The sequence below is a fragment of the Mesorhizobium sp. M0991 genome (assembly GCF_040318915.1).
GTDB lineage: Bacteria > Pseudomonadota > Alphaproteobacteria > Rhizobiales > Rhizobiaceae > Mesorhizobium.
In genome coordinates, this window is the sequence record NZ_JAMYNE010000005.1 from 263,815 (window position 1) to 290,458 (window position 26,644).

At 63.4% G+C, this 26,644-nt stretch carries 25 protein-coding genes; 12 read left to right on the forward strand and 13 right to left on the reverse strand.

Annotated elements, in window-relative coordinates; all coding sequences use genetic code 11:
• The first annotated feature begins 111 nt into the window (after positions 1-111).
• From NKH70_RS10610 to NKH70_RS10620, 3 genes are all read left to right on the forward strand, one after another.
• The gene (locus tag NKH70_RS10610; protein ID WP_352721098.1) at positions 112-501 is read left to right on the forward strand and encodes an ArsR/SmtB family transcription factor; all 390 of its coding nucleotides are present in this window, start codon (positions 112-114) and stop codon (positions 499-501) included.
• A complete protein-coding gene (locus NKH70_RS10615) occupies positions 498-1,031 on the forward strand; it encodes an SRPBCC family protein (protein ID WP_352721100.1) in 534 nt (177 codons plus the stop codon). The genes NKH70_RS10610 and NKH70_RS10615 overlap by 4 nt, the downstream gene beginning before the upstream one ends.
• Positions 1,032-1,132: 101 nt before the next feature.
• Positions 1,133-1,708 (forward strand): dihydrofolate reductase family protein, encoded by a 576-nt coding sequence (locus tag NKH70_RS10620; protein ID WP_352721102.1) that lies wholly within the window; start codon positions 1,133-1,135, stop codon positions 1,706-1,708.
• A gap of 110 nt (positions 1,709-1,818) precedes the next feature.
• Here NKH70_RS10620 and NKH70_RS10625 read toward each other — a convergent pair whose 3' ends face one another.
• The 6 genes from NKH70_RS10625 to NKH70_RS10650 form a co-directional block, all read right to left on the reverse strand.
• On the reverse strand, positions 1,819-2,619 hold the full coding sequence (locus NKH70_RS10625; protein WP_352721104.1) for a class I SAM-dependent methyltransferase: 801 nt from the start codon (positions 2,617-2,619) through the stop codon (positions 1,819-1,821).
• A gap of 152 nt (positions 2,620-2,771) precedes the next feature.
• Positions 2,772-3,809 (reverse strand): DUF930 domain-containing protein, encoded by a 1,038-nt coding sequence (locus NKH70_RS10630; protein ID WP_352721105.1) that lies wholly within the window; start codon positions 3,807-3,809, stop codon positions 2,772-2,774.
• 84 nt (positions 3,810-3,893) lie between these two features.
• Positions 3,894-4,643 (reverse strand): glucose 1-dehydrogenase, encoded by a 750-nt coding sequence (locus tag NKH70_RS10635; RefSeq protein WP_352721107.1) that lies wholly within the window; start codon positions 4,641-4,643, stop codon positions 3,894-3,896.
• Between the two features lie 47 nt (positions 4,644-4,690).
• The gene (locus tag NKH70_RS10640) at positions 4,691-5,695 is read right to left on the reverse strand and encodes a sugar-binding protein (protein WP_352915570.1); all 1,005 of its coding nucleotides are present in this window, start codon (positions 5,693-5,695) and stop codon (positions 4,691-4,693) included.
• Between the two features lie 51 nt (positions 5,696-5,746).
• Positions 5,747-6,808 carry an ABC transporter permease gene (locus NKH70_RS10645; protein WP_352915572.1) on the reverse strand — a complete coding sequence of 354 codons (1,062 nt, stop codon included), beginning with the start codon at positions 6,806-6,808 and terminating at the stop codon, positions 5,747-5,749.
• A 55-nt stretch (positions 6,809-6,863) separates the two neighbouring features.
• A complete protein-coding gene (locus NKH70_RS10650) occupies positions 6,864-7,604 on the reverse strand; it encodes an ATP-binding cassette domain-containing protein (protein WP_352915575.1) in 741 nt (246 codons plus the stop codon).
• A 451-nt stretch (positions 7,605-8,055) separates the two neighbouring features.
• Between NKH70_RS10650 and NKH70_RS10655 the strand changes: the two genes are divergently transcribed.
• Together NKH70_RS10655 and NKH70_RS10660 are read left to right on the forward strand one after the other, a co-directional pair.
• Positions 8,056-9,489 (forward strand): coiled-coil domain-containing protein, encoded by a 1,434-nt coding sequence (locus NKH70_RS10655; protein WP_352915577.1) that lies wholly within the window; start codon positions 8,056-8,058, stop codon positions 9,487-9,489.
• Positions 9,490-9,661: 172 nt separating this feature from the next.
• Positions 9,662-11,185, forward strand: coding sequence for a serine hydrolase (locus NKH70_RS10660; protein WP_502908342.1), 1,524 nt, complete (start codon positions 9,662-9,664; stop codon positions 11,183-11,185).
• 29 nt (positions 11,186-11,214) lie between these two features.
• On the opposite strand, the gene NKH70_RS10665 is transcribed toward NKH70_RS10660, so the two are convergent.
• Positions 11,215-12,150, reverse strand: coding sequence for a hypothetical protein (locus NKH70_RS10665; protein ID WP_353025226.1), 936 nt, complete (start codon positions 12,148-12,150; stop codon positions 11,215-11,217).
• Between the two features lie 286 nt (positions 12,151-12,436).
• Between NKH70_RS10665 and NKH70_RS10670 the strand changes: the two genes are divergently transcribed.
• Positions 12,437-12,877 (forward strand): lipid-binding SYLF domain-containing protein, encoded by a 441-nt coding sequence (locus tag NKH70_RS10670; RefSeq protein WP_353025227.1) that lies wholly within the window; start codon positions 12,437-12,439, stop codon positions 12,875-12,877.
• Positions 12,878-12,895: 18 nt separating this feature from the next.
• On the opposite strand, the gene NKH70_RS10675 is transcribed toward NKH70_RS10670, so the two are convergent.
• Positions 12,896-13,528, reverse strand: a complete 633-nt coding sequence (locus NKH70_RS10675) for a TetR/AcrR family transcriptional regulator (protein WP_352915585.1) — start codon at positions 13,526-13,528, stop codon at positions 12,896-12,898.
• 700 nt (positions 13,529-14,228) lie between these two features.
• On the opposite strand from NKH70_RS10675, the gene NKH70_RS10680 reads away from it, so the two are divergent.
• From NKH70_RS10680 to NKH70_RS10690, 3 genes are read left to right on the forward strand one after another with little or no spacing between them, the layout of a single operon-like run.
• Complete coding sequence (locus tag NKH70_RS10680) at positions 14,229-14,714, forward strand: (2Fe-2S)-binding protein (protein WP_352915588.1); 486 nt, start codon at positions 14,229-14,231, stop codon at positions 14,712-14,714.
• On the forward strand, positions 14,711-15,694 hold the full coding sequence (locus tag NKH70_RS10685; protein ID WP_352915590.1) for an FAD binding domain-containing protein: 984 nt from the start codon (positions 14,711-14,713) through the stop codon (positions 15,692-15,694). Before NKH70_RS10680 ends, NKH70_RS10685 begins: the two co-directional genes overlap by 4 nt.
• Complete coding sequence (locus NKH70_RS10690; RefSeq protein WP_352915593.1) at positions 15,691-18,012, forward strand: xanthine dehydrogenase family protein molybdopterin-binding subunit; 2,322 nt, start codon at positions 15,691-15,693, stop codon at positions 18,010-18,012. Before NKH70_RS10685 ends, NKH70_RS10690 begins: the two co-directional genes overlap by 4 nt.
• Before the next feature lie 206 nt (positions 18,013-18,218).
• Here NKH70_RS10690 and NKH70_RS10695 read toward each other — a convergent pair whose 3' ends face one another.
• Positions 18,219-19,229, reverse strand: a complete 1,011-nt coding sequence (locus tag NKH70_RS10695; protein ID WP_352977353.1) for a zinc-dependent alcohol dehydrogenase family protein — start codon at positions 19,227-19,229, stop codon at positions 18,219-18,221.
• 106 nt (positions 19,230-19,335) lie between these two features.
• On the opposite strand from NKH70_RS10695, the gene NKH70_RS10700 reads away from it, so the two are divergent.
• The gene (locus NKH70_RS10700) at positions 19,336-20,265 is read left to right on the forward strand and encodes a LysR family transcriptional regulator (RefSeq protein WP_352915597.1); all 930 of its coding nucleotides are present in this window, start codon (positions 19,336-19,338) and stop codon (positions 20,263-20,265) included.
• Positions 20,266-20,511: 246 nt separating this feature from the next.
• Here the strand turns inward: NKH70_RS10700 and NKH70_RS10705 are convergent, their stop codons facing one another.
• Together NKH70_RS10705 and NKH70_RS10710 are read right to left on the reverse strand one after the other, a co-directional pair.
• Positions 20,512-21,294, reverse strand: a complete 783-nt coding sequence (locus NKH70_RS10705) for a slipin family protein (RefSeq protein WP_352721120.1) — start codon at positions 21,292-21,294, stop codon at positions 20,512-20,514.
• Positions 21,291-22,682: an NfeD family protein gene (locus NKH70_RS10710; protein ID WP_352915599.1), complete on the reverse strand. Its 1,392-nt coding sequence runs from the start codon at positions 22,680-22,682 to the stop codon at positions 21,291-21,293. The genes NKH70_RS10705 and NKH70_RS10710 overlap by 4 nt, the downstream gene beginning before the upstream one ends.
• Positions 22,683-23,084: 402 nt before the next feature.
• Between NKH70_RS10710 and NKH70_RS10715 the strand changes: the two genes are divergently transcribed.
• Complete coding sequence (locus tag NKH70_RS10715) at positions 23,085-23,804, forward strand: cytochrome P450 family protein (protein ID WP_292664853.1); 720 nt, start codon at positions 23,085-23,087, stop codon at positions 23,802-23,804.
• A gap of 150 nt (positions 23,805-23,954) precedes the next feature.
• Here the strand turns inward: NKH70_RS10715 and NKH70_RS10720 are convergent, their stop codons facing one another.
• Positions 23,955-24,719 (reverse strand): pseudouridine synthase, encoded by a 765-nt coding sequence (locus NKH70_RS10720; RefSeq protein WP_353025231.1) that lies wholly within the window; start codon positions 24,717-24,719, stop codon positions 23,955-23,957.
• Between the two features lie 115 nt (positions 24,720-24,834).
• Here NKH70_RS10720 and NKH70_RS10725 point away from each other — a divergent pair, with 115 nt between their 5' ends.
• On the forward strand, positions 24,835-25,425 hold the full coding sequence (locus NKH70_RS10725; protein ID WP_352977354.1) for a DUF922 domain-containing Zn-dependent protease: 591 nt from the start codon (positions 24,835-24,837) through the stop codon (positions 25,423-25,425).
• Positions 25,426-25,642: 217 nt separating this feature from the next.
• Here NKH70_RS10725 and NKH70_RS10730 read toward each other — a convergent pair whose 3' ends face one another.
• On the reverse strand, positions 25,643-26,386 hold the full coding sequence (locus NKH70_RS10730) for an SDR family oxidoreductase (protein ID WP_352977355.1): 744 nt from the start codon (positions 26,384-26,386) through the stop codon (positions 25,643-25,645).
• Positions 26,387-26,644 lie beyond the last annotated feature (258 nt).

A 26,644-nucleotide genomic window follows, 5' to 3' on the forward strand; every position in this document is an offset into this window, starting at 1 on the left:
CGCGTACCGGAAGATTTCTGAAATTCTGCTGAATCTGCCATAGCAGGGTTTTCCCCCAATTATTCAACCGAACGGTTGACTATCTCAAAGCGTGCGTCTATATTCAACTACATGGTTGAATTAGAGACACCCCAGATGGACGCGGTTTTTCACGCCCTTGGTGACGCCACCCGGCGGCACATGCTTCGCGATCTCGCCGATGGCGAGAAAACGGTCAGCCAGCTGGCGGAACCCTTCGCGATGTCGCTCGCGGCCGCCTCCAAGCACATCAAGGCGCTGGAGAATGCAGGACTTATTCGTCGAGAGGTGAGGGGCCGCACGCATCTGTGCCGACTAGCCCCCGGACCGCTGGCCAGCGCCCATCAGTGGCTCAGCTTCTACGAGCGCTTCTGGACGGGGCGTCTCGATGTTCTCGAACGCCTTCTTCGCGAAGAGGACGCACGCAAAGCCCAGAATGAGCCCAGGAAATCGCCCAACCCGAAAGAAGGAGACGAGCAATGAATCAGATGAGAACCATCGATGCCTATGGCGAGCTGAGCGAGCCCGCCACGTTCACCATCCAGCGCCTTTTGCCCGGCCCCATCGAGCGCATCTGGGCCTATCTCACCGAGAGTGACCTGCGCCGGCAATGGATGGCCGCGGGCCAGATGGAAATGAAGGCGGGCAGCTCGTTCGAGTTCGTCTGGCGTAACGACGAGCTGACCGACCCGCCTGGCCAGCGCCCCGCGGGCTTTCCCGAAGAGCACCGGATGGAGGGCCGGATCACCGAACTCGATCCGCCGCGCAAGCTTTCCATCACCTGGGGAAATACCGGCGGCGTCTCCTTCCTGCTGGAGGCGAAGGGTAGCGATGTGCTGCTCACCGTCGTCCATCGGCGCCTGCCGGAACGTGCAATCCAGCTCAACATCACTGCCGGCTGGCACATACACCTCGACCTGCTGGCCGCCCGCCTGGCGGGCAAGACACCGACCTCGTTCTGGGACGGCTGGAGCCGCCTGCGGGAAGAATACGACCGCCGCCTGCCGGCCTGATGTAACTCGCGGCGGCCATCCCTGAGGTCGCCGCCAGTCACACGAAGCAACGATGAACTGATGAAACGTGCTTGCATCCCGCAAGCCTGATGGAGGAAGTCATGCGTAAATTGATCACTGGAATGAAAATTTCCGTCGACGGCAAAATGGAGGGCCCAGAGGGTTACGCCGATTGGGTCGACGCGTGGTCGGACGAATACGGCCTGACGCCGCAAATCGACGCCTGCCTGCTTGGCAGCGTCATGTATGCCGGCTACGAGCGCTACTGGAGCGCCATCCAGAACGAGCCCGACAAGCCGCTGCCGATGACCGGCAAATTGCCGAAGCCGGCCGAGCTCGAATGGGCCCGTTTCGCCGCGCAGACCCCGCATTATGTGCTGTCGAACACAATGACTTCGGCGGCCTGGCCAAAGACGCGCTTCGTACGGAATTTTGAGGACATTGCTGCCCTCAAGCAGCAGCCCGGCAAGGACATCTACCTTATGGGCGGCGCCCGAATTACCGCGAGCCTTATCGATGCCGGGCTGGTCGATGAACTCAGGCTGATCGTCTATCCCCTGCTCGCCGGTGAAGGAAAGCCGCTGTTTGGGACGGCGAAAAATCGTCGTGGGCTCGAACTGCGCAAGGTCGAACAGCTGTCGGACGGCCGCGTCGGGCTGGTCTACGGGATCGGCTAAAGCGCATCGCGTTCGATCGGCCTCATGCGACGCGCTTTAGGTTCTTTGTTATGCATGTCGTTACCGCAAAACCGCTGCCCACTTTTGCGCGGCATGCATTAGCGCCAATGTCAGGCAACGACGCCGCGGCAGGCCCAGGCGACATTGGCAAAGGACCTCGGGCCGTCGGGCCGGCCGGCCTCGTAGGCGTCGCGCATGGCGGCGTCGGTGCGCGCCCGCTCTTCCGCGTCGAGCGTGGCTACATACTTGCCGAGCGGCCCTTCGCCGGCGGCTATCGGCGCCCAGTAATCGTCGAAGTTTTGATAGTCCATGCGGATCATCAACTCGGTCTCCGTAACGTCGCGGAGACCCTGCTCGACAAAGGTCCGTTTCATTTCACCCGGCTGCATCATCGGCTGGGTGCAATAGCGGGCGCGCAGCTGGCGTCCGCCTTCGCTGAGCACCGCCACCGTGTCGATCATCATGCGCATCCCCGGCATGCCGCCGAGATGGTCCCATACCGTCGCCGCGACCACACCGCCCGGCCGCACGACGCGACGCATCTCGGCGACTGCCTTGCCGGCTTCGGGCACGAAATGGAGCACGAGCAGCGCCAAGGCACGGTCGAACGCGCCGTCCTCAAGAGGCAGGGCACAGGCATCCGCCTGGCGGATTTTTATCCGCGGATCGGTGTTGCGCCGGATTGCCTCCTCGACGAAAACGGCCGAAAAGTCGATCGCGGCCACCTCACTGAGGTCAGCGGCCTTGACGAGCGCGAAGGTCAGGCTGCCGGTGCCGCAACCGACGTCGAGGATCGTTTCGCCGTCCTTAAGGCCCGCGAAGCCGATGAACAGCGGCGCGAGCCTTTGGCTCCAGCGGCCCATGAGCTGCTCATAGCCGGCAGCATGGTGAACGTTGAAACTTGAAGTCATCGAACCCTCCTCCCAAAGCCGTATGCTAGACTTCGGCGGCCGCTGACGAAAGCCACTTTTGGCGTGTGTTGGTTCGGTCACCCGGGGCGCGCGAAGACATCGCCGGCCGGATTTGATGGCGCCGGACAGCCAGCCTCCGTGGCCTCGACCCCCTATTCGGCGGGCAACCCGCGGCGCTTCCATTCGCTGCGCGGCACCGGATTTCCAACACGAAAGGCAAACGACACGACTTTCGTCGCGTCCGGATCGACCTCGCAGCGAAAACTCAGATCGTACCACTGCCCGTTTGCAGGGAACGGCGCACTGGCGACGTTCATGACCGTGCCGGCCTTCAGTCGATACTCAAGCAAGCTGTCTGGGAAATAGGGGGGCGACGCGTGCACCAATTGCTGTGCGAGCTCCGTGTTGCAGAGCTGACCGATCCGCACGGCGCGCGGCACATTTCTCATGGCGGTTGTCGCTACCGGATCACCGGTTGCTGTTTTCGAGAACAATCTCTTCGCTTCCTGAAGCTTCAAGGGCCTTTGGGCTTTGGCGACACCGGTCGAGTTTGGGTTCGGCGGCTGGGCCGCGGCCGGCTGCGCAGCCTGGTCCTTCCCTTCGGCCGCTGTCACGGCAGTTGGCTGCGCAAGCTCCTGTTTATCCGGATCTTGCGGCGCCGCCGGTGACTGCGAACCATCCTCCGCACTGTTGCCGTCCAGAGACTTGCGAGGACCAGCGTCCTTCTCGCCGAATTGGAAGACGGGCCTCTGAGGGTCGGCTTCCGGATGCGCCGGCGTCTCGATCTTTGCTTCCGGCGGCTTTTCGGGCTTGGCCGGTTTCGCGGGAGGCGGAGGTTTGGCTTTCTCCGATGGTTTGGGCGGTGGCACCAGATCCACCCCGATGGCCTGCTCCTTCTGCGGTTGCGGGGGCGACACCGGCAGTGCGGACAAAAGAAGCGCGGCGGCGAGCAAATGCAGGACCGCGGAGGCAGGCAAGGCCCACCTGAATACCTGGCGCTGATCCCGTATCTCGTCCGTCATCGTGACCGGTGTGTGGAATGAAATATTGGCGGCATCAAGCACCGATGCCGCCAGACGTCGAAATAACCCGTTGCGAATCGAAAGTCGGCGGCTGCAATACGGCGCGTCATCCAATCGTCTGGCGTGGGCGTCCGCGTAGAGGACCCGGGCCAGCAGCAGATGCAGCAACTCGTCATTTCAAGCGGCTAGCTAGCAGACACACCCTGCCGGCACAGTGTCGCCCGGTTGAAATTCCTCAACGCAGTTTGCCGGTTACAGGGAAACCGATAGCCCGCCGTCAACCGCCAGCACGTGCCCGTTGACGTAACCGGCAGCGTCGGAGGCGAGAAACACCACGGCTCCGCCGAGCTCCTCAGGCTGGGCCCAGCGGCCCGCGGGGGTTCGTGCCTCGACCCATTTGGTGAAGGCCTCGTCGCGCATAAGTGCGGTGTTGAGCTCGGTGGCGAAATAGCCGGGGGCGATCGCGTTGACGGTGATGCCGTGACGGCCCAGCTCAGCAGCAGTGGAGCGTGTCAGCCCGTGCAGGCCCGCCTTTGCCGCCACATAGGCGTGAATGGTGGGACGGCCAAGGATCGCTGCGACCGATCCGGTGTTTATTATGCGCCCGAACTTGTTTGGCAGCATCAGGCGCACCGCGTCGCGCATCATGCGGAAGCAAGCCGACAGATTGACGGCAACCACATGGTCGAAATCCTCGTCCTCCCATTCGACCAGCGGTTTACGATGCTGGATGCCGGCGTTGTTGACCAGAATGTCGAGGCGGCCGTGGCGTTCGACGATTCCTTCGAGCGACGCCCTTGAGATCGCCGCGTCGGTGACGTCGAACGGCAGGGCTTCTGCACCGATCCTTTCGGCCGCTACGGAAAGGGCGGCCATGTCGCGGGCATTGACGATCACCGTCGCGCCGTTTTCCGCAAGTGCCTTGGCCATGGCAAAACCAAGACCACGCGAGGCACCCGTGACCAACGCGACACGGCCCTTGAGCGAGAACAATTCCGGCATTGAGATCCCCTATGAAAAGGGCGGGAGTTTCCTCCCGCCCAAAAGCACTATTTGGCGACGCAGGTGTCGGCTGTCTCCGGAGTGCAGACATCGAGGCCCGTGTAGGTCGGGTCGGCCGGCGGAGCCTTGCCTTCCTTCATGTCCTTCAGCGCCATCATCGTCTTGTAGCCCATCTCGAACGGCCGCTGGCCGACCTGGCCAAGGGAGAAACCTTCCTTCATCTGGTCGATCTGTACCGGAAGCGTGTCGGCAACGACAAGGGCCAGGGCCTTCGAGGCGATCTTGTCCTTGTACGGTCCGACCGCGGCGCGGTTGGCATCAGGGATGAACTGCGGGAAGCCACCGGTTGGGACGAATGCGTCGAGGTTCGGGTTTTTCGCCATGATATCCTCGAACTGTTGCACCGAAAGCGGGAAATCATCGTTGGTGTAGAGCGGACAGCCTTCGATTTCGGTCCAGCCGTTCTGGCCCGTCAGCCGATCCCCGGGCGAGGCCGCCGATTTGGTGCCCGAAAGCGTATCGCGAATGCCTTGCATGCGCTCGTTGTGGTTGGCCGCCGCGGCGCCGCCGGACTGGATGCAGATCGTGCCGCCTTTAGGCTTGATCTGCATGACAAGCTTGGCGAGGTTCTCGCCGATCTCATAATTGTGCGTGCCGATATAGGCAACGCGCAGATCCTTGTTTTCGGGCAGGAGATCGGAGTCCCAGGTGAGGACCGGGATGCCGGCTTCCTTGGCGGCCTGCAGCGCAACCGCCATCGCCGCGGCGTTCGATGGCGACACGGCGATGCCGTCCACCTTCTTGGCCACGAGGTCCTGCACGATCTGCACCTGCTCGTCGCCACCGCCATGTTCGCCGGGACCGATATACATGCACTCCACAGCGCCATTGGATTCGGCTTCGGCCTTCTTGCAGCCGTCGCGTGCCTGGTCGAAGAAAGGATTGTTCATGTTCTTCGGCACGAGGGCGAAGGTGTATTTCGCCTGGGCGCCGGAAACGGCGAGCACCATTGCGCCAAGCGCGACGGCGGCCGTGAGCAGATGTTTTTTCATGTGACGTTCTCCTCCTTGGTGTGATCCCGCGGGCCTCCCGCCGGCGGGTTTCTAGCGGCGTTTTTTGGGCATCAAGACTGCCAGCGACGCGGCGAGAATCGATTTGCCGCCGGTTTGCATGCCCAAGAGAACCGCAAGAACGATGAAGGCGCCGACGAAGGCACCCTGCCAGTTTGAATCGATGCCGGCCATCAGCAGCGCATTCCTGATCACCTCGAGAAAGGCCGAACCGATGATCGCACCGAAGGCCGTGCCGGCGCCGCCCATGAGGCTGGCGCCGCCAATGACTGTCGCAGCGATAACGCGCAGCTCATAGCCTTGGCCCATGGCATTGATGGCCGAGCCGTTGTAGCCGAGGAGCAGGAGCGAGGCGAGCGAGGCAGTGAAAGCCGAGAAAAGATAGGCCTGGAATTTAATCCAATTGACCGGAACGCCGGTGAGCCGTGCCGCCTCCTCATTTCCGCCGATGGCGAAGAGATGCCGCGCCCAGGCAGTAAAATTGAACACGAATCCGACAATCAGGGCCAGGATCACCATGGTCCAGAACTGCGATGACAGTTCTGGTATCCAGTGCGGTGCCCAATCCTCGGGTCCATGCCGCGGCCATTTCGCCTGACCGATCGCCTTCACGATCGGAGCATCGGGCCCGAACTGGTAGAACATCTGGTTGGCCGAGAATACGACCGCCAGCGAGCGCGCGACGGACAGCATGCCGAGGGTGACCACAAAGGACGGCATCCCGACATAGGCGACAAAGAATCCGTTGACCGCGCCGCAGGCTAGACCGGAGAAAAGGCCCATGGCGAAGGCGACGTACCAGGGATAATGCCAAGTGAGGAACAGACCGGCGACGATGACCACGAGGCCCATGATCGAGCCGACCGACAGATCGATGCCACCGGTGATGATCACGATCGTCATGCCGAGGGCCATGATGCCGAAAGGTGCGAAGTTGCGCGTCACATTGGCGACGTTTTCGGAGGTGCCGAAGCTCGGTTCCATGGCTGTCATCAAAATGACGAGAGCGATGAGCGCGATCATCACCCAGAAGGGCTGACTCGAAAGCACACGTTGGAGAGCCGTTTTTTCGTTGGTCGAGACGAAGTCCGACATGGCCGGCCGGCCGGTTTCCCCGACTGACTCCCTAACACTAACTGACTCCCGAGCACTATTCGCCACGGATGGCCCCCGTTATCAGTCCGGTGATTTCCTCGGGCGAGGTGTTGCCGGCGTCCTTGTCAGCAACCTTCGAGCCTCGCCTGAGCACGATGATTCGATCTGCGACAGCGAAAACGTCAGGCATGCGGTGGCTGATCAACATGACGCCTACCCCTTGCGCTTTGAGGCGTCGGATCAATTCAAGCACTTCCGCCACCTGGCGTACGGAAATGGCGGCCGTCGGTTCATCCATCAACACCAGCTTGGCGTTCGAAAGCCGGGTCCGCGCGATGGCGACCGCTTGGCGCTGCCCACCCGACATCTTCCTGACAAGGTCGCGCGGCCGGGTTTCCGATTTGAGTTCCTTGAACAGCGCTGCCGAGCGGTCGATCATTGCCTGCTTGTCAAGAATCCTGATCGGCCAGAAGCCTTTCTTGATCTCGCGGCCCAGAAAGACGTTCTGCGCGGCTGTCAAATTATCGGCGAGCGCCAGGTCCTGATAAACGACTTCGATCCCCTTGGCGCGGGCCTGGATGGGTTGGTGGAAGTGGCAAACCTCGCCCTCGACTACAATTTCGCCGTCGCTCGGAGGAAAATTCCCGGCCACGGTCTTGACTATCGTCGATTTGCCGGCCCCGTTGTCCCCCATCAGACCAACGACTTCGCCTCGCTCCACCTGGAAGCTGACGTCAGTCAGGGCCTGGATAGCCCCGAAATTCTTGGAGACGTGGCGAACCTCAAGCACCGGCATCGCGGTCCTCCCGGGACAACATTTATCGGTCTTGTCCCTGGTCAATGCACAGCAGCTAATCAGCGAAACGTATTCAACACAATCATTTATTAGGTCAGGCCTCCCGGCCGTAACGCGCCTCGTCCGAGTGTGACTTGTAGCTGCTGCAGAGCACCGAGGCGCTCGCCCGATCCTTACAACAGTCACCAGGCGATCCTCATGCTTGCGCCGCTTCATATCCGTTTCGGGTGAAATGAGTGGGCATTTTGCGAGCGGCGCCAACGGCTCGGGTATGGTGCGCGGCAGAACACGGCTTTGCGTCATTCAAACACACGAGGACAGTGGCCAAGCCTGTCCCTAGCGTGCGTCGGCCAGAGCGCATGTCAGGAGATGAACCCGCATCCGGGGGAGGCGAGGGTCAAGTGTTGAAAGTCCGCTCCGTAACGGCGCTGCACGAGAGGGATATTCGGTCATGAATTTCAAAGGTTTGATCAAGCGTGCCGAGACTGTGGAGAGGGCGTTCAAGGAGCTCGAAACCGATTTGGCGGATGCGTTTAGCGAATGTCTCAACGTGGACGATCAGTCGCCGTTGAACGACGTCACCGTGCCGGATGAGACGGTGTCGGATGAGAATCTCGCGGCAACGGATGACAGCTCGCAACTTGAGGCCAATGCGGATGCCTTCGAGACCGCACGACGGCTGACCCCCCATACGCAAACCCGGCTGGCTGCCTTAAGTGCGGTCGATGGGCTTTTTCACGACGCGCAGGAGTATCTGGGGGAAATCAACGCGAAACTGTCGGAGATCGCGACCTCGCATCATCTGACGGGCGAATTCCTGAAACTCCTCCACGGCGACATTCTTCGCGCCAACGAATTGGAGCTGGCAAATACCGGCCTGACCGCGCAACAAAGAGTGCTGTCCGAACAGCTCCACGAAGCAACCAGAAAGCAGCGCGAGCGCGACAGCGCTATCGAGGCCCTGCAGCAGCACGAGGCGAGCCTGGTCGAGGACAAGGAAGCACTTCGCGGCGCGCTGGCTGCGGCAAGGCTGGAACTCGTCGTGGCAGGCAATGCGAGCGCAAAACGCGAGGCCGAGTTCGGCGAGCTTGTCAAAACGCTCTCGGCCAGAGCCGTCGAGGCCAACAGACGCTCGCGCGAGAACGAGACGCTGCGGGAGAAACATGTCAGCCTGTCAATCGACCTCGATAAGGCGCTGAAACGGGAGGCCGAGGCCCGGCACAGGCTGGACGAACTCTCGACTGTCCATGCCAATGACGCCGCCCAGGTTTCGGAACTGCTGGCCGCGCTTGGCAAGAGCGAGAAAGAGGAGATGCGGCTGCAGAAATCGCTCGATATGGCGCAGGCGAAGCTATCGGAAATGACGGAAGCGGCCCGCATCAGGGACGGTGACAGGCAAGCTGAGCTTGCACGCGGTGTCGCGGAGATGACCGGCTTGCGCTCTGAAATCGAGGATCTCCGATCGCGACTGGAGGCCGCCTCCAACCAGAGCAGCGAAGCCGCCAGCGAGATCGCCAGGCTCAAGGCTCAAGCGAGCGACGCGGTGGCGGAAAAGCAAATTGTCGAGCAAAAATTGTCCGCTCTCATGAAGGAGAGCGAAAACGACAAGATGAACCTTTCCGCGGTCAGCGCGAATTTTTCGCAGCTTTCCCTGCAGCAGGCTTCCGAACAGATACAGTTCGACGTCCAGAGGCAGGAATGCGAGGATCTGCGAGCCGAAGTCGCGTCGCTTCAAGCCCGGGTCAAGGAACTGTTGCCCTACGAGCGGCTCCACAAGGTCACCAACGCCAGACCGCGTGAAGACGGCGTGGTCGAGATCACCGCCGCGGTGGCGGAGAAGGCCCGCGTCAGCAGGCGGCGCCTCCGCCTGCGCGCTGCATCCTAGCTCAGGCGCGGCTGTCTGAATTTCGACTGGTGTGAAGCGGACATCCGTCAATGGATTGCGGGTCGAGCGTGAGGCTGGCCTTCCCTGCGTCGGCCTGCGATAGTGCACGCCGGTGAAGCGGAGGGGGCCGAGCATGCGGGTATTCACAAACCGGAACCACCTCCGTTGGAGGATGTTGGCCTTCATCGCAATCATGGTGCTTTTGCCGAAAGCGGCGTCGGCCGATACCATCCCACCCGACAGGATCGCCGCGGCCCTTGCGAAGCTCAAGTTACTCGCCGAAGGCGTCGTCGCGGATGGTAGCGTGCCCGGTCTGGCCATCGGCGTCGTGCATGGCGACGAGGTGATCTTCCTCAGGGGGTTCGGCCATCGCGAAGCCGGAAAACCAGAGATCGTCGATGCGGACACGGTCTTCCAGATAGCCTCGCTCTCCAAACCGGTCTCCGCCACCGTCGTGGCGGCGCTGGTCAGCGACGGGATTGCTTCGTGGGATTCCAAGATCGCCGACCTCGATCCGGCTTTCCGGCTCGCACAGCCCTATCCGACCAGCGAACTCACGGTCCGCGACCTGTTTGCGCACCGCAGCGGGCTTCCCGGCACCGCCGGCGACGACCTCGAGGACATCGGCTATGACCGCGCGGAGATCCTGCGCCGCCTGCGGTTCGTGTCGCCGTCATCGAGCTTTCGTGCCGGCTATTCCTACAGTAATTTCGGACTGACCGAGGGTGCCGTCGCGGCCGCGAAGCCGACAGGCAAATCATGGGAAGAGGTCGCCGAAGAGAAGCTCTACCGCCCGCTTGGAATGGCCTCGACCACTTCGCGTCATTCGGACTTCATCAAGCACGCCAATCGTGCCGAACTCCACGTCAAAATCGATGGCGCCTGGGCAGCGAAGGTCCAGCGCTATCCGGATGCGCAGGCGCCAGCAGGCGGCGTCAGTTCCACCGCACGCGATCTCTCGCAATGGATGCGCCTTGTGCTCGGCAACGGGGTCTATGCCGGCAAGAGACTCATTACCGCGGATGCGCTGGACCAGACACATATTCCCTTGATGGTTCGCGGCAAGAACCCCGTCTCCGGAGGTGAGGCATTCTATGGCCTCGGCTGGAATGTCGAATTCGGCCGGCACGGGCCGATCTGGGGTCATGCGGGCGCCTTCAGCGCCGGCGCACGCAGTCTGGTGATGCTCTTTCCCGAGGAGAAGCTTGGCATCGTCGTCATCGCCAACGCCTTTCCGACAGGCGTGCCGGAGGGACTGTCCGACAGCTTCGCCGATCTCGTCTTCGACGGAACGCTGGGGAAGGACAAGGTAAAGGCATGGGATGATATCTATGCAGGCATGTTCGGCCCTGCGATTGCGGCGGCCAAGGCCACCTATGCCGCGCCGCCCTCTCCGGCAAGTCCGGCCGGGCCGGCCAGCGCCTATGCCGGCCGTTACTTCAACGACTTCATCGGCGATGCTATTGTGTCGGGCGAAGGAGAGGCTCTCGTCCTCCAGGTCGGGCCCGCCGGTGCGCGGTCCTATCCACTGAAGCATTTCGACCGCGACCTCTTCGTGACCTTCCCCGATGCCGAGATGCCGGACAGGCCCTCGGCCGTCAGCTTTGCCGTCGGCCCCGACGGCAAGGCGTCGGCCGTGACCATTGATTTTCTCAACGACAATCATCTCGGCACGCTGCAGCGCGTGGGGGATTAGCCACCGGCGATCAGGGAGCCTTTGCCGGTTCAGGATGCCGGGCCGAACCGGAGCAATTTGAAGCAATCGCCGCTGCCCGATGCCGCCTGCGTCAGGAAGGGTTTCGACCGGTCGATCCATTCCTGGTGCGATCTGGCATCGGCTTCGATCTCATTGGCCGGTGCAAGCTTGACGAAGCCGCGCCCCTTGCTGAAAAGCCAGCACGCGCGGCCGAGAAACCGCCTGCTGCGCTGGCGCAGGAGGTCGGCATCATAAAAGACGTCGAGCACCTCCTGCTTGATCTTCCGCTCCTTTTCGGGATTGGCGATCGCAACCTCGATCGGCTCGCCGCCGATCGCATCCTGCAGGTCCTTGTAATCCAAGGCGATCTGGGTGGTGGCATATTTGATGTCGCTCTCGTCCCGGACGATGTTGAACCATAGCGTGGGGTTGAGCTCGTTGACGACGAACGATGCTTCGAAATCGCGTGACAGATTGAGAATATCGAATCCCTGAACATCGACGTCGCGCTCGACCAGAAGGATCTGGGAAACCTGCTTGGCGAGCGCCGTCCCGTGGGCGCTGACGGCGGCATTGTTGCCGCCGAGTTCCGGACTGACATAGGCGCCGCCATCATCCAGCAGCGCATCGAATTCGCCGAGGGCCTCCACGACAGCGCTGCCGCGGGCAATACGCGCCGCCAGTTTGGCGAGAACCTGCTGGAGCTCCGTTTCGCGTTTGCGCTGGTCCTGATAATTCTGCTGGAAAAAGAAGATGAAAAGCGACACGCCAATCCCGATCAGGATCACGCCCAGCTGCGAAAAGATATTGCGATAATATTCCAGCAGCTTTTCACGATGGCGTACGTCGTCACGCACACTTTGCGCCACGCGAAGATTGACGATCAGCGAAAGGACCAGGAGCCCGGCACCGACCAGGATCAGGCCGCCGATCAGCAGGTAGCCATAGCCCGAGTTCAAATCCATTCTTTTGCCGCGCTCCCCGAAACCCCAGACAGCGCAGACTAATACCATTCCGCTTCAACACCTACGTCTTCGTAGGGCGCCGGCGACGGATCCCCACCATTCGGCCACTGTTCTTACAGCCAGGACTATGCTCGCCATCCGCCTCGTTTCGTAGCGGTCTTCTCGCAGCCGGATTCAGGCCGGGTGCTTGGAACCAATGACGGGCGAGACTGTTCAGCTATGACTTTGATACGACGCCGACGTGCCCGGCCGGCTGGGCATGCTGCGATCTTGAGGAGTTCTCATCATGAAGATTTCGTCCAGATTTCGTTCAGTCGCGGTTGCGGTCATCGCTGCGGCGGCACTTAGCTTTGCCAGCGTCGCGCATGCCGACAGCGGTACGATCCGCTTCGCCATCTACAAGGCGGCCTTTTTCATCGGCGGCTCCGGAGGCGAGGGCACACTGACCTTCCATGGTCGCCGATATCCCATCTCGGTCGGCGGCATCTCGGGCGGCCTCGCCTTCGGCGCCTCCAAGACCTATTTCAAAGGTACCGTGCGCCACATACGCCGCGCCCGGGATGTGACGGGGGTGTACGGTGCAGCGGGCGGTGGCGGCGCGCTCGGCAAAGGGGCCCAGGTGATCGTCATGACCAATGACAAGGGTGCCCAACTCGAACTCACGGGCAGGCAGGTAGGCCTGCAAGTCAATGCCGATCTCAGCGGTATGAGCATCTCGCTGAAATAAGGACAGTCACTGCATTCGTCATTCCTTGGATGGGCCGGATTTGGCCGCTCCAAACCGCAGCCCATCCATCAGCAGCGACACCAATCGGCGCGAGCGGTGGCGCCAGTCCTTGGTGTCGGGGGCCGAATAGATGCCGCCCAGCGCATGCAGCACGTCGGAGGCATCGACGTCGCCGCGGATCGAGCCGTGGGCGACCGCGGCATCGATCAGCCGCCGCAAAGCGAGCGTGACCCTGCCCGAAACGTCGGAGAACAGGGTTGAGTTGGTCGTGAGCAGGATGCGCAGGCTTGTCGACAGCCCGCGCTTGGTGGCGATGTAGTCGACGAAGCGCTGCATCCATTGTTCGAGCGCCATGTCGGGCGGATGATCGCGAGCGAGCTCGTCGGCCGCCTGGCACAGTCCTTCCACTTCGCGCCGGTAGACCACCTCGACCAGGTGCTCGCGGGTTGGAAAATGCCGGTAGAGCGTGCCGATGCCGACGCCGGCCTGGCGCGCAATCTCCTCCAGCGAGGCATCGACCCCATGCGCGGCAAAGGCTTTTGCCGCGACCTCGACCAGCGCGTCACGGTTGCGCTGCGCATCGGCGCGCAGCGGTTTTGCAACGGCGGCTTCGGTTTTGTCTCCAGGTATGACGGGCGGCTCCGCGGCCAATTTTTTCTCCAGTGTTGATCCGAAGCATAACCGAATAGGCAGGTCCCGTTTCAAGAACGGAGACGCTTCCACCTTCGTTACGTCTCCGACAAATATAATCGCAAGTAAATATAATCACAGGATCGAGTCTGGGCCGGCGTTCCGGCAGGCGAGGCATCTTGCCCGCCTCCGGTGCACGGCCGGTGGATGACGACGGAGGATATTTCCTCGCGGCCGGCACTCCTCATCTGTTCGGCCGATGCCGTGGGGCAAAAATGAGCCCACGTTGAGCACGATCCCCTCAGGATCATTGGACTGTCCTGCCCCTACAGACAGTCCAGAGAGCACCACCGGCTTGGGCCGGTGGTGCTTTTTTGTCTCCAGGCATGACGGCTGGCTGCCCTGCCAATTTCTCCAATTTCTCCAATTTCGATCCGGGGCTTGAACAGGGCGGAGCAGGCCCTTAGGTAATAAGCGGAGGCGCCTCCGATTTGTGGAGCGCCTTTATCATGTAATCACGGGATCGGGTATGTCACGTCTTTCGACCTCGCAAGCCGCGGCCCTCCCGGAGGTCGCACCAAGTCAAGCGGACCTGCCCTGCCGGGCATCTCCCCCGCAAGGGGGAGATTAGCCTTTACCTAGCCATAAGCTGACCTTGCCGCTCGCCGGCCGAGCGCCAGATCAACCCCTCCCGCGTCAAGCAACTGGAGCCAGACGCCCCATGACAAGCAAAACCCGAACTCCAATCCAACTTCAAATCAACGGAGATCGACGTGAGCTGGAGATCGAGCCGCGCGTTACGCTACTCGACGCCTTGCGCGACCATCTCGGCCTGACCGGCACCAAGAAGGGCTGCGACCAGGGCCAGTGCGGCGCCTGCACCGTGCATATCGACGGCCAGCGCGTGCTGGCCTGCCTGACGCTCGCCACTCAGGCTGAAGGCAGGGACATCACCACCATCGAAGGGCTTGCCGGGGAGGATGGCACGCTGCATGCGGTGCAGGCCGCCTTCCTCGAACAGGACGCCTTCCAGTGCGGCTATTGCACGCCGGGCCAGATCATGTCGGCAGTCGCCTGCATCCGCGAGGGCCATGCCGGCTCCGATGAGGAGATCCGCGAATACATGGCCGGCAATCTCTGCCGCTGCGGCGCCTATCCGCATATCGTTGCCGCCGTGCGCCAGGCGGCCGTGGAGGCCACATCATGAGGGATTTTTCCTATCTCCGCGCCGGCTCCGTCAACGCAGCCCGTGAGGCAGCAGCACTGCCGGGCGCCATGCTTTTGGCCGGCGGCACGACGCTTGTCGATCTCGCGAAATGCGGCGTTGCCGAACCCGAGACCGTGGTCGACATCACCCATCTCAAGGGACTGGACACGATTGCCGTCGATGACCGGGGCGCGACGATCGGCGCGCTGGCCAGGATGAGCAGCGTCGCCGATCATGCCGATATCAAGAGCAGGTTCCCCGCCGTCTCGGAAGCATTGTGGCAGGCGGCGTCGGCGCAGCTGCGCAACATGGCGACGATCGGCGGCAATCTGATGCAGCGTACGCGCTGCCCCTATTTCCGCGATCCGGCGAATTTCCCCGCCTGTAACAAGCGCTCGCCCGGCAGCGGCTGCTCGGCGATCGGCGGCGTCACCCGCGGCCATGCCGTGCTCGGCACCAGCGAGGCCTGCATCGCCACCTATCCCGGCGACCTGGCCGTTGCACTCGTCGCCTTTGACGCGATCGTCCATCTCGGCGACCGCCAGGTCGCCGTCGATGATTTTTTCCTGCTGCCTGGCAGTACGCCCGAACGGGAACATGCGATCGAGCCCGGCGAGATGATCACCGCGATCAGCATTCCCGCTTCGGCCGCCGCCCGCCGCTCGACTTATCTCAAGGTCCGCGACCGCCAGTCCTATGAATTCGCCGCGGCAAGTGCCGCGGTCGGCATCGAATTCGAGGCCGACGGTAGGACGATCCGCGATCTGCGCGTCGCACTTGGCGGCGTCGCCACCAAGCCATGGCGCGCCCACGCCGCCGAAGAGGCGCTGAAAGGCAAAGTGCTCGAGCCGGAGGTCGTCAGGCAAGCCAGCCTGCTCGCCGTCGAGGGCGCCGTCGACCATGGCGCCAACCACTACAAGATCGAACTGGCGCCGCGCGTCGTCGCCCGCGCCATCCTAAAAATGGGAGAAACGGCATGACCGTTCACGAGTTGAGAACAAGACCCGGCGATGCCAAACGCGGCGACGCTTCGGACGGTGCCGTCCTCGCGGATCAGGTCGGCGGCCGGCTGTCGCGCGTCGACGGCCCGGCCAAGATCACCGGTGCTGCCAAATACGCCGTCGAGCATCAGCTCGAGGGGTTGACCCACGCGGTACTGGTCGAGAGCACCATTGCCGCCGGCCGGGTGCGTTCCATCGACACGACGGCGGCCGAGGCGTCACCCGGCGTGCTGCTGGTGCTGACGCCCGACAATATGCTGCCGCTGAGAACCGCGACGGACTGGCTGGGCACGCCGCCGCCGGCCGTTACCTATTGCCCGCTGGCGCGCGACATCACCTTCAGCGGCCAGCATGTCGCGGCGGTGGTGGCCGAGAGTTTCGAGCAGGCGGTCGCGGCCGCAGCACTGGTCAAGATCGCCTATGACGAGGCGCCGGCGATCGTCGACCTCAGCGATCCAAAGGCCGGCGACGGTATCCCGGTCGACGCGATGACCAAGGAATGGGGCGAGGCAGAGACAGCGTTCGCCTCGGCTCCGGTCAGGATCTGCAACGCCTACAACACGCCGCGCGAATACCAGGCGCCGATGGAGCCGCATGGCCTGATCGCAAAGTGGCAGGGCGACCAGCTGACGGTCTGGGAGCCGAGCCAATGGCTCGATGGCATGGCGCGAACCTATGCCGAATGGTTCGGCGTGCCGTTCGAGAATGTGCGCCTTGTCTCGCCCTATATTGGCGGCGGCTTCGGCTCCAAGGCGTTCGCCTATGGCTACGGCGCGGTGGCGGCGGCGGCCGCGAAAATGCTGGGACGGCCGGTGAAGCTGGCGGTCACAAGGCCGCAGACCTTCACCGCCTATGGCGGACGGGCGGCGACGCGCCAGACGGTGGCGCTCGGCGCCAACGCAGAGGGTCAGATCCAGTCGATCGTGCATCGTGGCGTCAACGAGACCTCGGTCGACGGCATGTGGGTCGAGCCGCTCGGCTCGGTCACCTCGGTCATGTACGCGACGCCGAATTTCTCGTCGCGGCAGAACGTCGTGCGGGTCAACACGGTGGTGCCGGGGGCATTGCGCGCGCCGGGCGAGAACCCGAGCGCTTTCGGCATCGAAAGCGCCATCGACGAGCTCGCCTATGAGGTCGGCATCGATCCGCTGGAAATCCGGCTCGGGAACTATGCCGAGCAGGATCCGCATGCGAAGAAGCCGTGGTCGACACGGCAGCTGCGCGAGGCCTTCGCGGCCGGCGCCGAAGCCTTTGGCTGGTCGAAGCGCAGCCCCCGGCCGCGCTCGATGCGCGACGGTAACCAGCTGATCGGCTGGGGTGTCGCGGCCGGCACCTATCCGGTGCGTCGCGCCTATGGCGAGGCGGTCGTGCGGATTCTCGCCGACGGCTCGGTCGAGGTCGAAAGCTCGTCGATCGACATGGGACAGGGTACCTATACTATCCTGGCGCAGACCGCCGCCGAGGTGGTGGGCGTGCCGGCGGAAAACGTCGTCGTCAAGCTCGGCGATTCTCGCTATGCCCGCGCCGGCGTCACCGGCGGTTCGCGGCTGGCCGGGGTGATGACGGGTGCCGTGCACAAGGCGGCGAGTGCCGCGCTCGACCAACTGATCGGGCTCGCCATCAGCGATCCGGCTTCGCCGTTCCACGAACTGCAGGCCAACACGCTCGTCGTCGCCAATGGCCGCATCGCCTCGCCGCGCGGCAACGGGCCTGAAGTTTCGATCGCCGAACTGCTCAGGAGCGTCGGGCGCGAGCATATCGAGGCGAAGGGCGACACCATGCCGGCCAATTCGACGGTCGAGGACCGCTACAAGAACTACACCACCATAGCCATGGCGCTGCCGCACACCGAGGGCGACTATTCCCGCCACAGCTGGTGCGCGCATTTCATCGAAGTGCGCGTCGACGAGGATTTTGGCACGGTTCGTGTGTCGCGCGTGGTGTCGGCGCTGGATTCGGGCCGGCTCTACAACCCCAAGCTCGCCGAAAGCCAGTGGAAGGGCGGCATCATCATGGGCATCGGCCAGGCGCTGCTAGAGGAAGGCGTCGTCGACCGCCGGCATGGGCGCATCGTCAACAACAACCTCGCCGACTATCTCATCGCCACCAATGCCGACATTCCAGACATCGAGGTTATCTCGGTCGGTATTCCCGATCCGCATTCCTCGGTACTCGGCGGCAAGGGGGTCGGCGAACTGGGCATCGTCGGCGTGGCGCCGGCGATCGCCAACGCGGTATTCCACGCCACGGGGAAAAGGGTGCGGGACCTGCCGATCACGCTGGAGAAGCTGATTTAGGCGGAGGCGGTGAGGCTGCCGATCTCCTCTCAAGACCTGGGTTCCTCGCCCACCGCGATGCGGGGGAGAGGTGGCCGCGAAGCGGCCGGAGAGGGGGCCTTCGTAGGGCGCAGTCCCCTCTCCGTCTCGGCTTCGCCGAGCCACCTCTCCCCACTTTCGTGGGGCGAGGAACCCAAGCTGGAATAAAGCCGCGCTCCTTTTCAGGCTCACCACGACAGGCTGAACGCGAGCTTGCCGAAATGCCGGCCGCCTGCCGCCATGTGGGCGTAGGCCTCGGTCGCCTGGTGCTGGCTGTAGACCGTGTCGATGACCGGATCGATATGGGCGGAGCCGATGGCGCGCGCCGCGTCGCGCAGGTCGGATACCGAACCGGTGTTGTTGCCCACTACCTTGAGCGCCTTGATGATGATCGGCAGCAGGTTCGTGGTGGCCTCGGCGCCGGTGACGAAGCCGATGGTAAACACCGTGCCGCCCGGCGCCGTGGCATTGATGGAGCGGGCAAATGTGGCCGCGCCGCCGGTTTCGACGATCAGGTCGGCGCCGAGGCCGCCGGTCAATTCGAGCACCTTGGCGTCCCAGTCCGGTGTCTCACGATAATTGATGAGATGATCCGCACCCAAGGCCTTGGCGCGGGCCAGCTTTTCGTCCGACGACGAGGTGATGATGACCGTGGCGCCGGCAGCCTTGGCCAGCTGCAGGGTCAAGATCGAGACACCACCAGTGCCGAGCAGGACGACGACCGACCCCGGCCCGGCATCGGCGGCGCGAAGCGCATTCCACGCGGTGGTGCCGGCGATCGGCAGCGTCGCTGCCGCTTCGAAGGACAAATGCGCCGGCATCGGCACGACGGCATTGGCCGGCAGCGCCACATATTCGGCGAGCGAGCCGGGCAGTGTCAGCCCGCGCATCTCTCTGGTCTCATAAGGCCGCGGACGGCCGCCGACCCAGCGCGGTTTTGCATGGGCGATGACGCGGTCGTTGACGGCGAGCCTCGACACGCCCTCGCCGATGCCGACGATCTCGCCGGCGCCGTCGACGACGGGAATGAGCGGAAAGCTCGGACCTGGATAGTTGCCGCTCGCTATCGCGACGTCGACAAAGTTGAGGCTTGCGGCGCGCAGCCGGATCAGCACTTCGCCGCGCTGCGGTTCAGGTGTGGCAACGGTGGCCGCGCGAAACGCGTCCAGTCTCGGGGCAGTCAGTTCGATCGCTTTCATGTCTCACTCCGGTTGATGGGCCGATTGACGGGCCGGGATTGAGTGAAACTAGCTGCTGCGCTATTGGTATATAATTCTCGCTTTCTACATTTGAGCTCTGCGCCTGATGCAGCAATCGTACGAACCGGCAGCATTGGCCGAAATGGCCGCCTTCGCGGCAATCGCCGAAGCACGCTCCTTCACCAAGGCGGCGGCTCGCATCGGCCGCGACGCCACGATCCTGTCGCGGCGCCTTACCTCGCTGGAAGAGCGGTTGGGCGTGCGCCTGCTGCATCGGACGACGCGAAGCGTGTCGCTGACCGAGGCGGGTTCGGAGTTCCTCGCCCGGGTCCGCGCCATCCTGGCCGCGGTCGACGAGGCCGAGGCTGTCGCGTCGGCGCATGCCGGCGGCGGGCCGCGCGGCGTGCTGCGGCTGGCGCTGCCCGGCTCGTTCGGGCGCATGTGGATCGGCCCGCTGCTGCCACAGTTTCTCGCCGCATTCCCCGACGTCCGTATCGAGGCCGAGTTCTCCAACCGTTTCGTCGATCTCGTCGCCGAGAATTTCGATGTCGCCGTCCGTCTCGGCGCGCTGCAGGATTCGCGGCTGGTGGCGCGCAAGGTCGCGACACGGCGGCGGCTGCTGTGCGCCGCGCCGTCCTACCTCGCCCGCCGGGGCACGCCGACTGCGCCGGAGGCGCTGCTGGAACACAGCTGCCTCGGCTTCTCGGGCTTCCAGACCTTTCCGGCCTGGGAGATGACCGACAGCACGGGCCGCCGCGTCAGTATCGAGGTTTCCGGCCCGCTGGTCACCGACGACGCCGAGGTGCTGGTCGAAGCCGCCGTGCAAGGCGTCGGGCTGATGATGAGCACAGATTGGCTGGTCGGACGCGAGCTCGCAGACGGCCGGCTGGTGCCAGTGCTGGAAGACTGGACGCTCGCCGACGAGGGCGCCGTCTATGTCGTCATGCCTTCGGCCAAGGGGCAAGCCGCCAAGACACGCGCCTTCGCCGACTGGATCGGCAAACGCTTTGCGCCGGTCCCGCCGTGGCGGAGGTGAGGGTGCTGATCTCCCGCCTTGAGGGGAGATGTCGCCGAAGGCGACAGAGGGAGTCGCGGCTTTCATTCCAGCTTGGGTTCCTCGCGCCCACGATAGTGGAGGAGAGGTGGCTCGGCGAAGCCGAGACGGAGAGGGGGGACGCCCTGCCGTCAATGAATTCAAAGGGAGGAGTGCGGTAGGCCCCCTCTCCGACCGCTTCGCGGCCACCTCTCCCCCGCTCTGCGGGGGCGAGGAACCCAAGCCTTGTTAGGTCGCGCCGCCTGCGCCTCCGCCTCCACCACCCCGCTTGATGAAATGACCGAGCAGATCCATCGGCAGCGGGAACACGACCGTCGACGAGCGTTCGCCGGCGATGTCATGCAGGGCCTCGAAATAGCGCAGCTGCATGGCTTGCGGCTCCTCGGCCAGCATCTTGCCGGCCTCGACGAGTTTTGCCGCCGCCTGCTGTTCGCCGTCGGCGTTGATCACCTTGGCGCGCCGCAGCCGTTCAGCCTCTGCCTGCTTGGCGATGGCACGGATCATGTTCTCGTTGAGGTCGACATGCTTGATCTCGACATTGGAGACCTTGATGCCCCAGGCATCGGTGCGCTGGTCGAGAATCTCCTGGACATCGCTGTTGAGCTTGTCTCGCTCGGCCAGCATTTCATCGAGCTCATGCTTGCCGAGCACCGAGCGCAGCGTGGTCTGTGCCAGCTGGTTGGTGGCGGTCATGAAGTCTTCGACCTGGATCACCGCCCGCTCGGCGTCGACGATACGAAAATACAGCACCGCGTTGACCTTGACCGAGACGTTGTCGCGCGAGATCACGTCCTGCGGCGGGACGTCCTGGACCACCACTCGCAGGTCGACCTTCACCATCTGCTGCACGAAGGGGATGAGGATGATAAGGCCGGGGCCCTTGACCCCGGTGAAGCGGCCGAGCGTGAAGACCACGCCGCGCTGATATTCCCGCAGGATGCGAATGGCCGCGGATAGGAACATGACCACGACGAGCGCTGCTGCCAGATAGGCCACATAACCGATGATCATCGCCTTGCTCCATCGCTTCTCACATTGCGGCGCCGTATCGTCAGCACAAGACCCCTGACATCAGCCACCTCGACGCTGTCGCCCACCGCAAGCGGTTCGTCGGCTTTTGCCCGCCAGCGCTCGCCCCGGGCGAGCACGTGGCCCTCGCTGCCCTGCCAGTCGAGGACCTCCGCCGGCAGCCCCTGCATGGCCTGTGCGCCAACACGCGGAACGTTCTTGCGGGCCGCCCACAGATAGCTGCCGGTCAACAGCGCCAGGCCGAGCGTCAGGACGGCGGCGGTGCCGATAACGGCCCATGACATCTCGAAGCCGGGCCCCTCGATCTTGAGCAGCATGGCAGCGCCCAGCAGAAACGCAGCCACGCCTCCCAGCCCAAGGACCACTGTCGGGTTCAAGGCTTCGACGACCAGGAAGATGATGCCAAGCAGCATCAAGGCAAGGCCGGCATAGCTGATCGGCAGGAGATTGAGCGCATAGAGCCCGAGCAGAAGGCAAATCGTGCCGATCACGCCGGGCGCGACCGCGCCCGGGCTCGTGAATTCGAAGACGAGGCCATAGACGCCGACCAGCATCAGGATGACGGCGATGTTCGGGTCCGTGATGACGGCGAGAAGCCGGATGAGCCAGCCTGGCTCAAGCGTTTCAACCGGCAGCCCTTTCGTCGCCAATGCCTCTTTTTTGCCGGCGATCTCGACGGTCCGGCCGTCGGCCAGTTGAAGCAGTTCGGTGGTGTCGCGGGCGACGAAGTCGATGACATGCTCCTGCAGCGCCGCGCCGGCCGATAGGCTGGCCGCCTCGCGCACGGCCTTTTCACCCCATTCGGCATTGCGCCCGCGCAATTCAGCCAGGCTGCGGATCAGGGCAACGGCATCGTTCGTCGCCTTGGCGATCATCGCGTCGCCCGCCGGTGCGTTCTTCTTGTCCTTGTCCGCCTCCGGGCCATCGTTCTTGCCGCCGGGAAACGATGGCAGCGGCCCGCCCATCTCGATCGGCGTTGCCGCGCCCAGATTGGTGCCGGGCGCCATCGCCGCTAGATGGGTGGCGTAGAGGATGTAGGTTCCGGCGCTCGCCGCGTGCCCGCCGGCGGGCGCGACATAGCCGATGACGGGAACCGGCGAGGCGAGGATGCCGGCGATCATTTCGCGCATGCTGGTGACCAGCCCGCCGGGCGTGTCCATCTGCAGGATGAGAGCCTGGGCGTTTCGGTCCGCGGCCACCGCCAGCGCTTCCTCAAGCTGCCTGGCACTCGCCGGACCGATGGCGCCGTCTATCTCGACGCGCAACACAATTTTCTCCCGGCCGTTCGCCTCTCCGGTTGCGGAAGAGGGACAAACGGCCGCAACAGCCACGAAGGCCGCGGCAAGCAGGACCGCACGCGCGAGTTTCACGCTCAAAGCTCCACATCTAGGAATATGGGCTGGATTTTGCCGAAATCCATGAGAACGCTCATCAAACCGGCCCGGGCACGGAGCGATGCTTCGCTCTGTGCATAACTTCGTTGGCTGGAAGCGGGCGGTTTGCAATCTCAGGCACGGCGTCAGCCGGCTTCGCTCCGGCATACGCCCACGCCGTCGGCATCATCTTCCATCATGCGAAGCGATCGGTCGACGTGACCGGGGATGCATGGCGGTGAATGCCATGAACGCCGCTCCGAACAAGCCCGTTACTCGGGCTGACATCCGATGATATCTTCAATAATCTCGGCCGGTTGATCGACAATATCGACTATCCCTTGCATTATTTGGACAACGCTGTCGCGCTACTGAAGGTAGTCAAGTAAAGGAACGGCCATGAAATGTTTGGTGTTGTCGATTTTTGCAATCCTATTTTCCACATGGGCGCACGCCCATGTTCCGCCAACAGGCCGCGCTTATGCGAAGGATTTGTTCGCCAAGTTCGATGAACTTTTGCAGCAGCGCCGGATTGAAGGCAAATTGCCAAATCTTGAAGATCCAACGGACCGGGATCTACTGCACAAGATTTGGGACGGCGAGGCTTTGATAGGTTCGCCGCCATACGATGAGAGCGACCTGGAAGCACTGTCTTTCGTAATGGACAGAAGTGGGTCGCTACTCGCGCTCTATGGCCAGGCTAACCCGCTGCCTTTGCAGGATGAAGCCACGCAGTCGTTTGCACTTGTGTTTCGGGCTGCTGCCGCTTCCCAGCTAGCTTTCAATGATTTCCTGGCGCACCAACCCAACGCTGCCGAAATGTTGCGAGCCAACGGTGCCAAAGCTCGAGGAGGCATAGAGAAAATGTTTCGTGGCGCCTCAATTTTTCTGGCTGACCCGGCGCTGAAGCAGGGGAACAAGATAGTTCTTATTGAATCGCTAAGAGCAGATGGTCCCTATCTCGCGCAGAGCATCTCTCCAGACCATCGCCAGGCCCTGATCGATTTGTTTGTCCCGTCGGTTGGCCAGCTTCCCATGCCTGCCCAAGAATCGCTCAAGATCTTTATGCAGAAAATCAAAGCGGCCGGCTGCGATCTGTTGTGTGCTGACGGAATGTAATACCGATGGAGATTGGTATCGTTCGAACCGGTGTGGGCGATCTGTTCGGGAACATCCGCCAGGAGTCGAAGGCGACCCCTGTCCGCCCCGCGCTGCTTGCTTGCGTCACTTGGGCTTCGACTGGCTGACTATCGAGTCGCCGCCAGCAGCTCAGGCCTGAAGCAGCGCCAGCTCTTCGGCAGTCAGATGGCGTGTCTTGCCCTTGGCAAGGTCGCCGAGCTGCAATGGGCCGATCGCGATCCGGACCAGGCGCAGCACCTCGATATCGTGGGCGGCGAGCAGCCGGCGAACATGGCGGTTGCGGCCCTCGTCGAGCACGATTTCCAGCCAGGCGGTGCTGGTGCCGCCGCGCAGCAGCTCGATGGACCGGGCCGTCAGCAATTCGCCGTCGACTGTCGCGCCGGCGCGCAACCGCGCCAGCATGGCCTCGTCGGGCAGCGCGCCGATCTGCACGTGATAGGTCTTGGCGACATGCGAGGCGGGATCGAGCAGGCGCTGCGCAAAGCGCGTGTCGTTGGTCATCAACAGCAGGCCTTCGCTGGCCTTGTCGAGGCGGCCGACCGGCGAGACGAAGGGCAGGTCGAGGCCTGCCAGGCAATCATAGACGGTGCCGCGGTCCTGCGGGTCGTCGCGAGTGGTGACCAGGCCACGCGGCTTGTTGAGCATCAGATAGACCTTGCGCTCGGCGGCGACGCGGCGGCCGTCGACCTCGATGCGGTCGCGGCCTGGATCGACGCGCATCGAGCCGTTGCGCACGATCTTGCCGGCGACCCGCACGCGCCCCTCGGCAACCAGAAGCTCGGCCTGCTTGCGCGAGCACAGGCCAAGCTTCGACAGCGCGCGGCAGAGGCTGACGCCGGGAGACTGGGTCCCGGGGGCAGGGCGTTGCCGGGCAATGTTCGGTCGCGGCGACATGGCGTTGCCTGTGGATTCTTGTATACGAGCATCCCACTATAGCCGGCCGCGGGCTATGTCCACGGAAGGGAACTGCATGTCGTTTGCGTCGTGCGCAGCGGCTGCGAGGACTTGCATGAAAACAGCCGTTCGCCTTTGCCTGCTGCTCGCCTTCCTGCCGACATCGCCGGCGCATGCCGGCTGGCAGGCGGTCGAGAAGGTCGAGACCTATGCCATCTCAGGGCAATCCGGTCCGGAGCTCTATGCCTCGATCGGCGGGCGTGGGCCGCTGCTCGGCGAGCGCCGCGTCATCGCGCATACCAATTTCAAGCTGACCTGGGTGAGGGACTACCAGCCGCAAGGCGACGCCTGCGTGCTGGTGTCGGCGCGGCCGAAGCTGATCATCACCTATACCTTGCCGAAGCCGGCCGCGCGGCTGCCGGGCGCGATCCAGAAGAACTGGGAGGTTTTCGCAGCCGGCCTCGCCGCCCACGAGAAGGTGCACGGCGCCAGCATCGTCGACATGGTGCACAAGATCGAGGCGGCCACCATCGGCCTGACCGTCGCCGATGACCGCGGCTGCAGCAAGATCAGGACCGAATTGACGAGACGGCTCGCCGGAATCTCTCAGGCACAGCGGCAGGCGAGCCTCGATTTCGACCGGGTCGAATTCGGCCCGGGCGGCAAGTTGCGGCAGCTTGTGTTCACGCTGATGACCGGGGGATAGTCGAAGCAGGGCAAGGTTGGCGGGACAGCACCCCCCTCTGTCCTGCCGGACATCTCCCCCTCAGGTGGGGAGATTGGATATCACCCCTGATTTCGCCAATCGCGAACGTTGCAAAAAGAGTGCTGCCGACGAAGCTGCCGATCTCCCCCCTTGAAGGGGAGATGTCCGGCAGGACAGAGGGGGGGTGGCGCAGCGCATCGACGTCTGCAGGCTGACCTCACGCCTGCTCCGTCGGATAGAGCGTCAGGATGTTGACGTTGACCCGTGGCGGCTGCGTTACCGCGTACAGGATGGCGGCGGCGATGTCCTCGCTTTCCAGCTGCTCCATATCGCCCAGCCTTTGCTCGACCGCCTGGCGCACATCGGCGCGCATATTCTGGGTGAACTCGGTCTTGACGGCGCCGGGCTCGATGCAGGTGACGCGGATGCCGTCCTTGCCGATCTCGCGGCGCAGCGATTCCGCCATCGCGCTCACGGCGTGCTTGGTGCCGGAATAAACCACCGAAGGGTGGATATAACGGCCGGTGCCGGACGAGACGACGACGATGTGGCCGGCGCCTTGCCGCTGCATCGACGGCAGTGCCGCATGGATCGGATAAAGCAGGCCGAGAATGTTGACGTCGACCATCCGGCGGTATTCTTCCGGCGTCGTGTTGCGGAACGGCGCGGCGACGCCGACGCCGGCAACCGCAAGCAGAATGTCGAGCCGGCCGTACTCCTGCTGGACCCGCTCGACCATGGCCGTGGCTTGCGTGTCGTCGGTGACGTCGACGGCAATCGGCAGCGCCGCGCTGCCGGTCTCACGGATCCGCCTCGCCAGATCGTCCAGGCGCTCGGCGCGCCGCGCGGCAATCGCCAGCGTGGCGCCCTCGGCCGCCAATGCCAAGGCGGTGGCCTCGCCGATGCCTGAGGAGGCACCCGTCACCAAGGCGATCTTGCCGCCCAGTTTTCCTGTCTGCATCTTTTTCTCCTGACGCTTTGGATACGCCACGAAGCTAGGGCGCAGACATTCTGGGAACAATGCTGGGAGTTCTTGGGCATGATACGCCGCAGCGCTGCATCCCGCAGAGTACCGCAAGGCATGCGGGACAGCGCCCTGCAGCAAGCCCATGTCTGCGCAATTTTCCTTGAGCGAACGAGCGGGGCTTGACGCGACTGGAGGTGTTGCGTCTTGATATGGGGGCTGCGGGGCTTCGCATGAAAACAGCTGATCGACTAC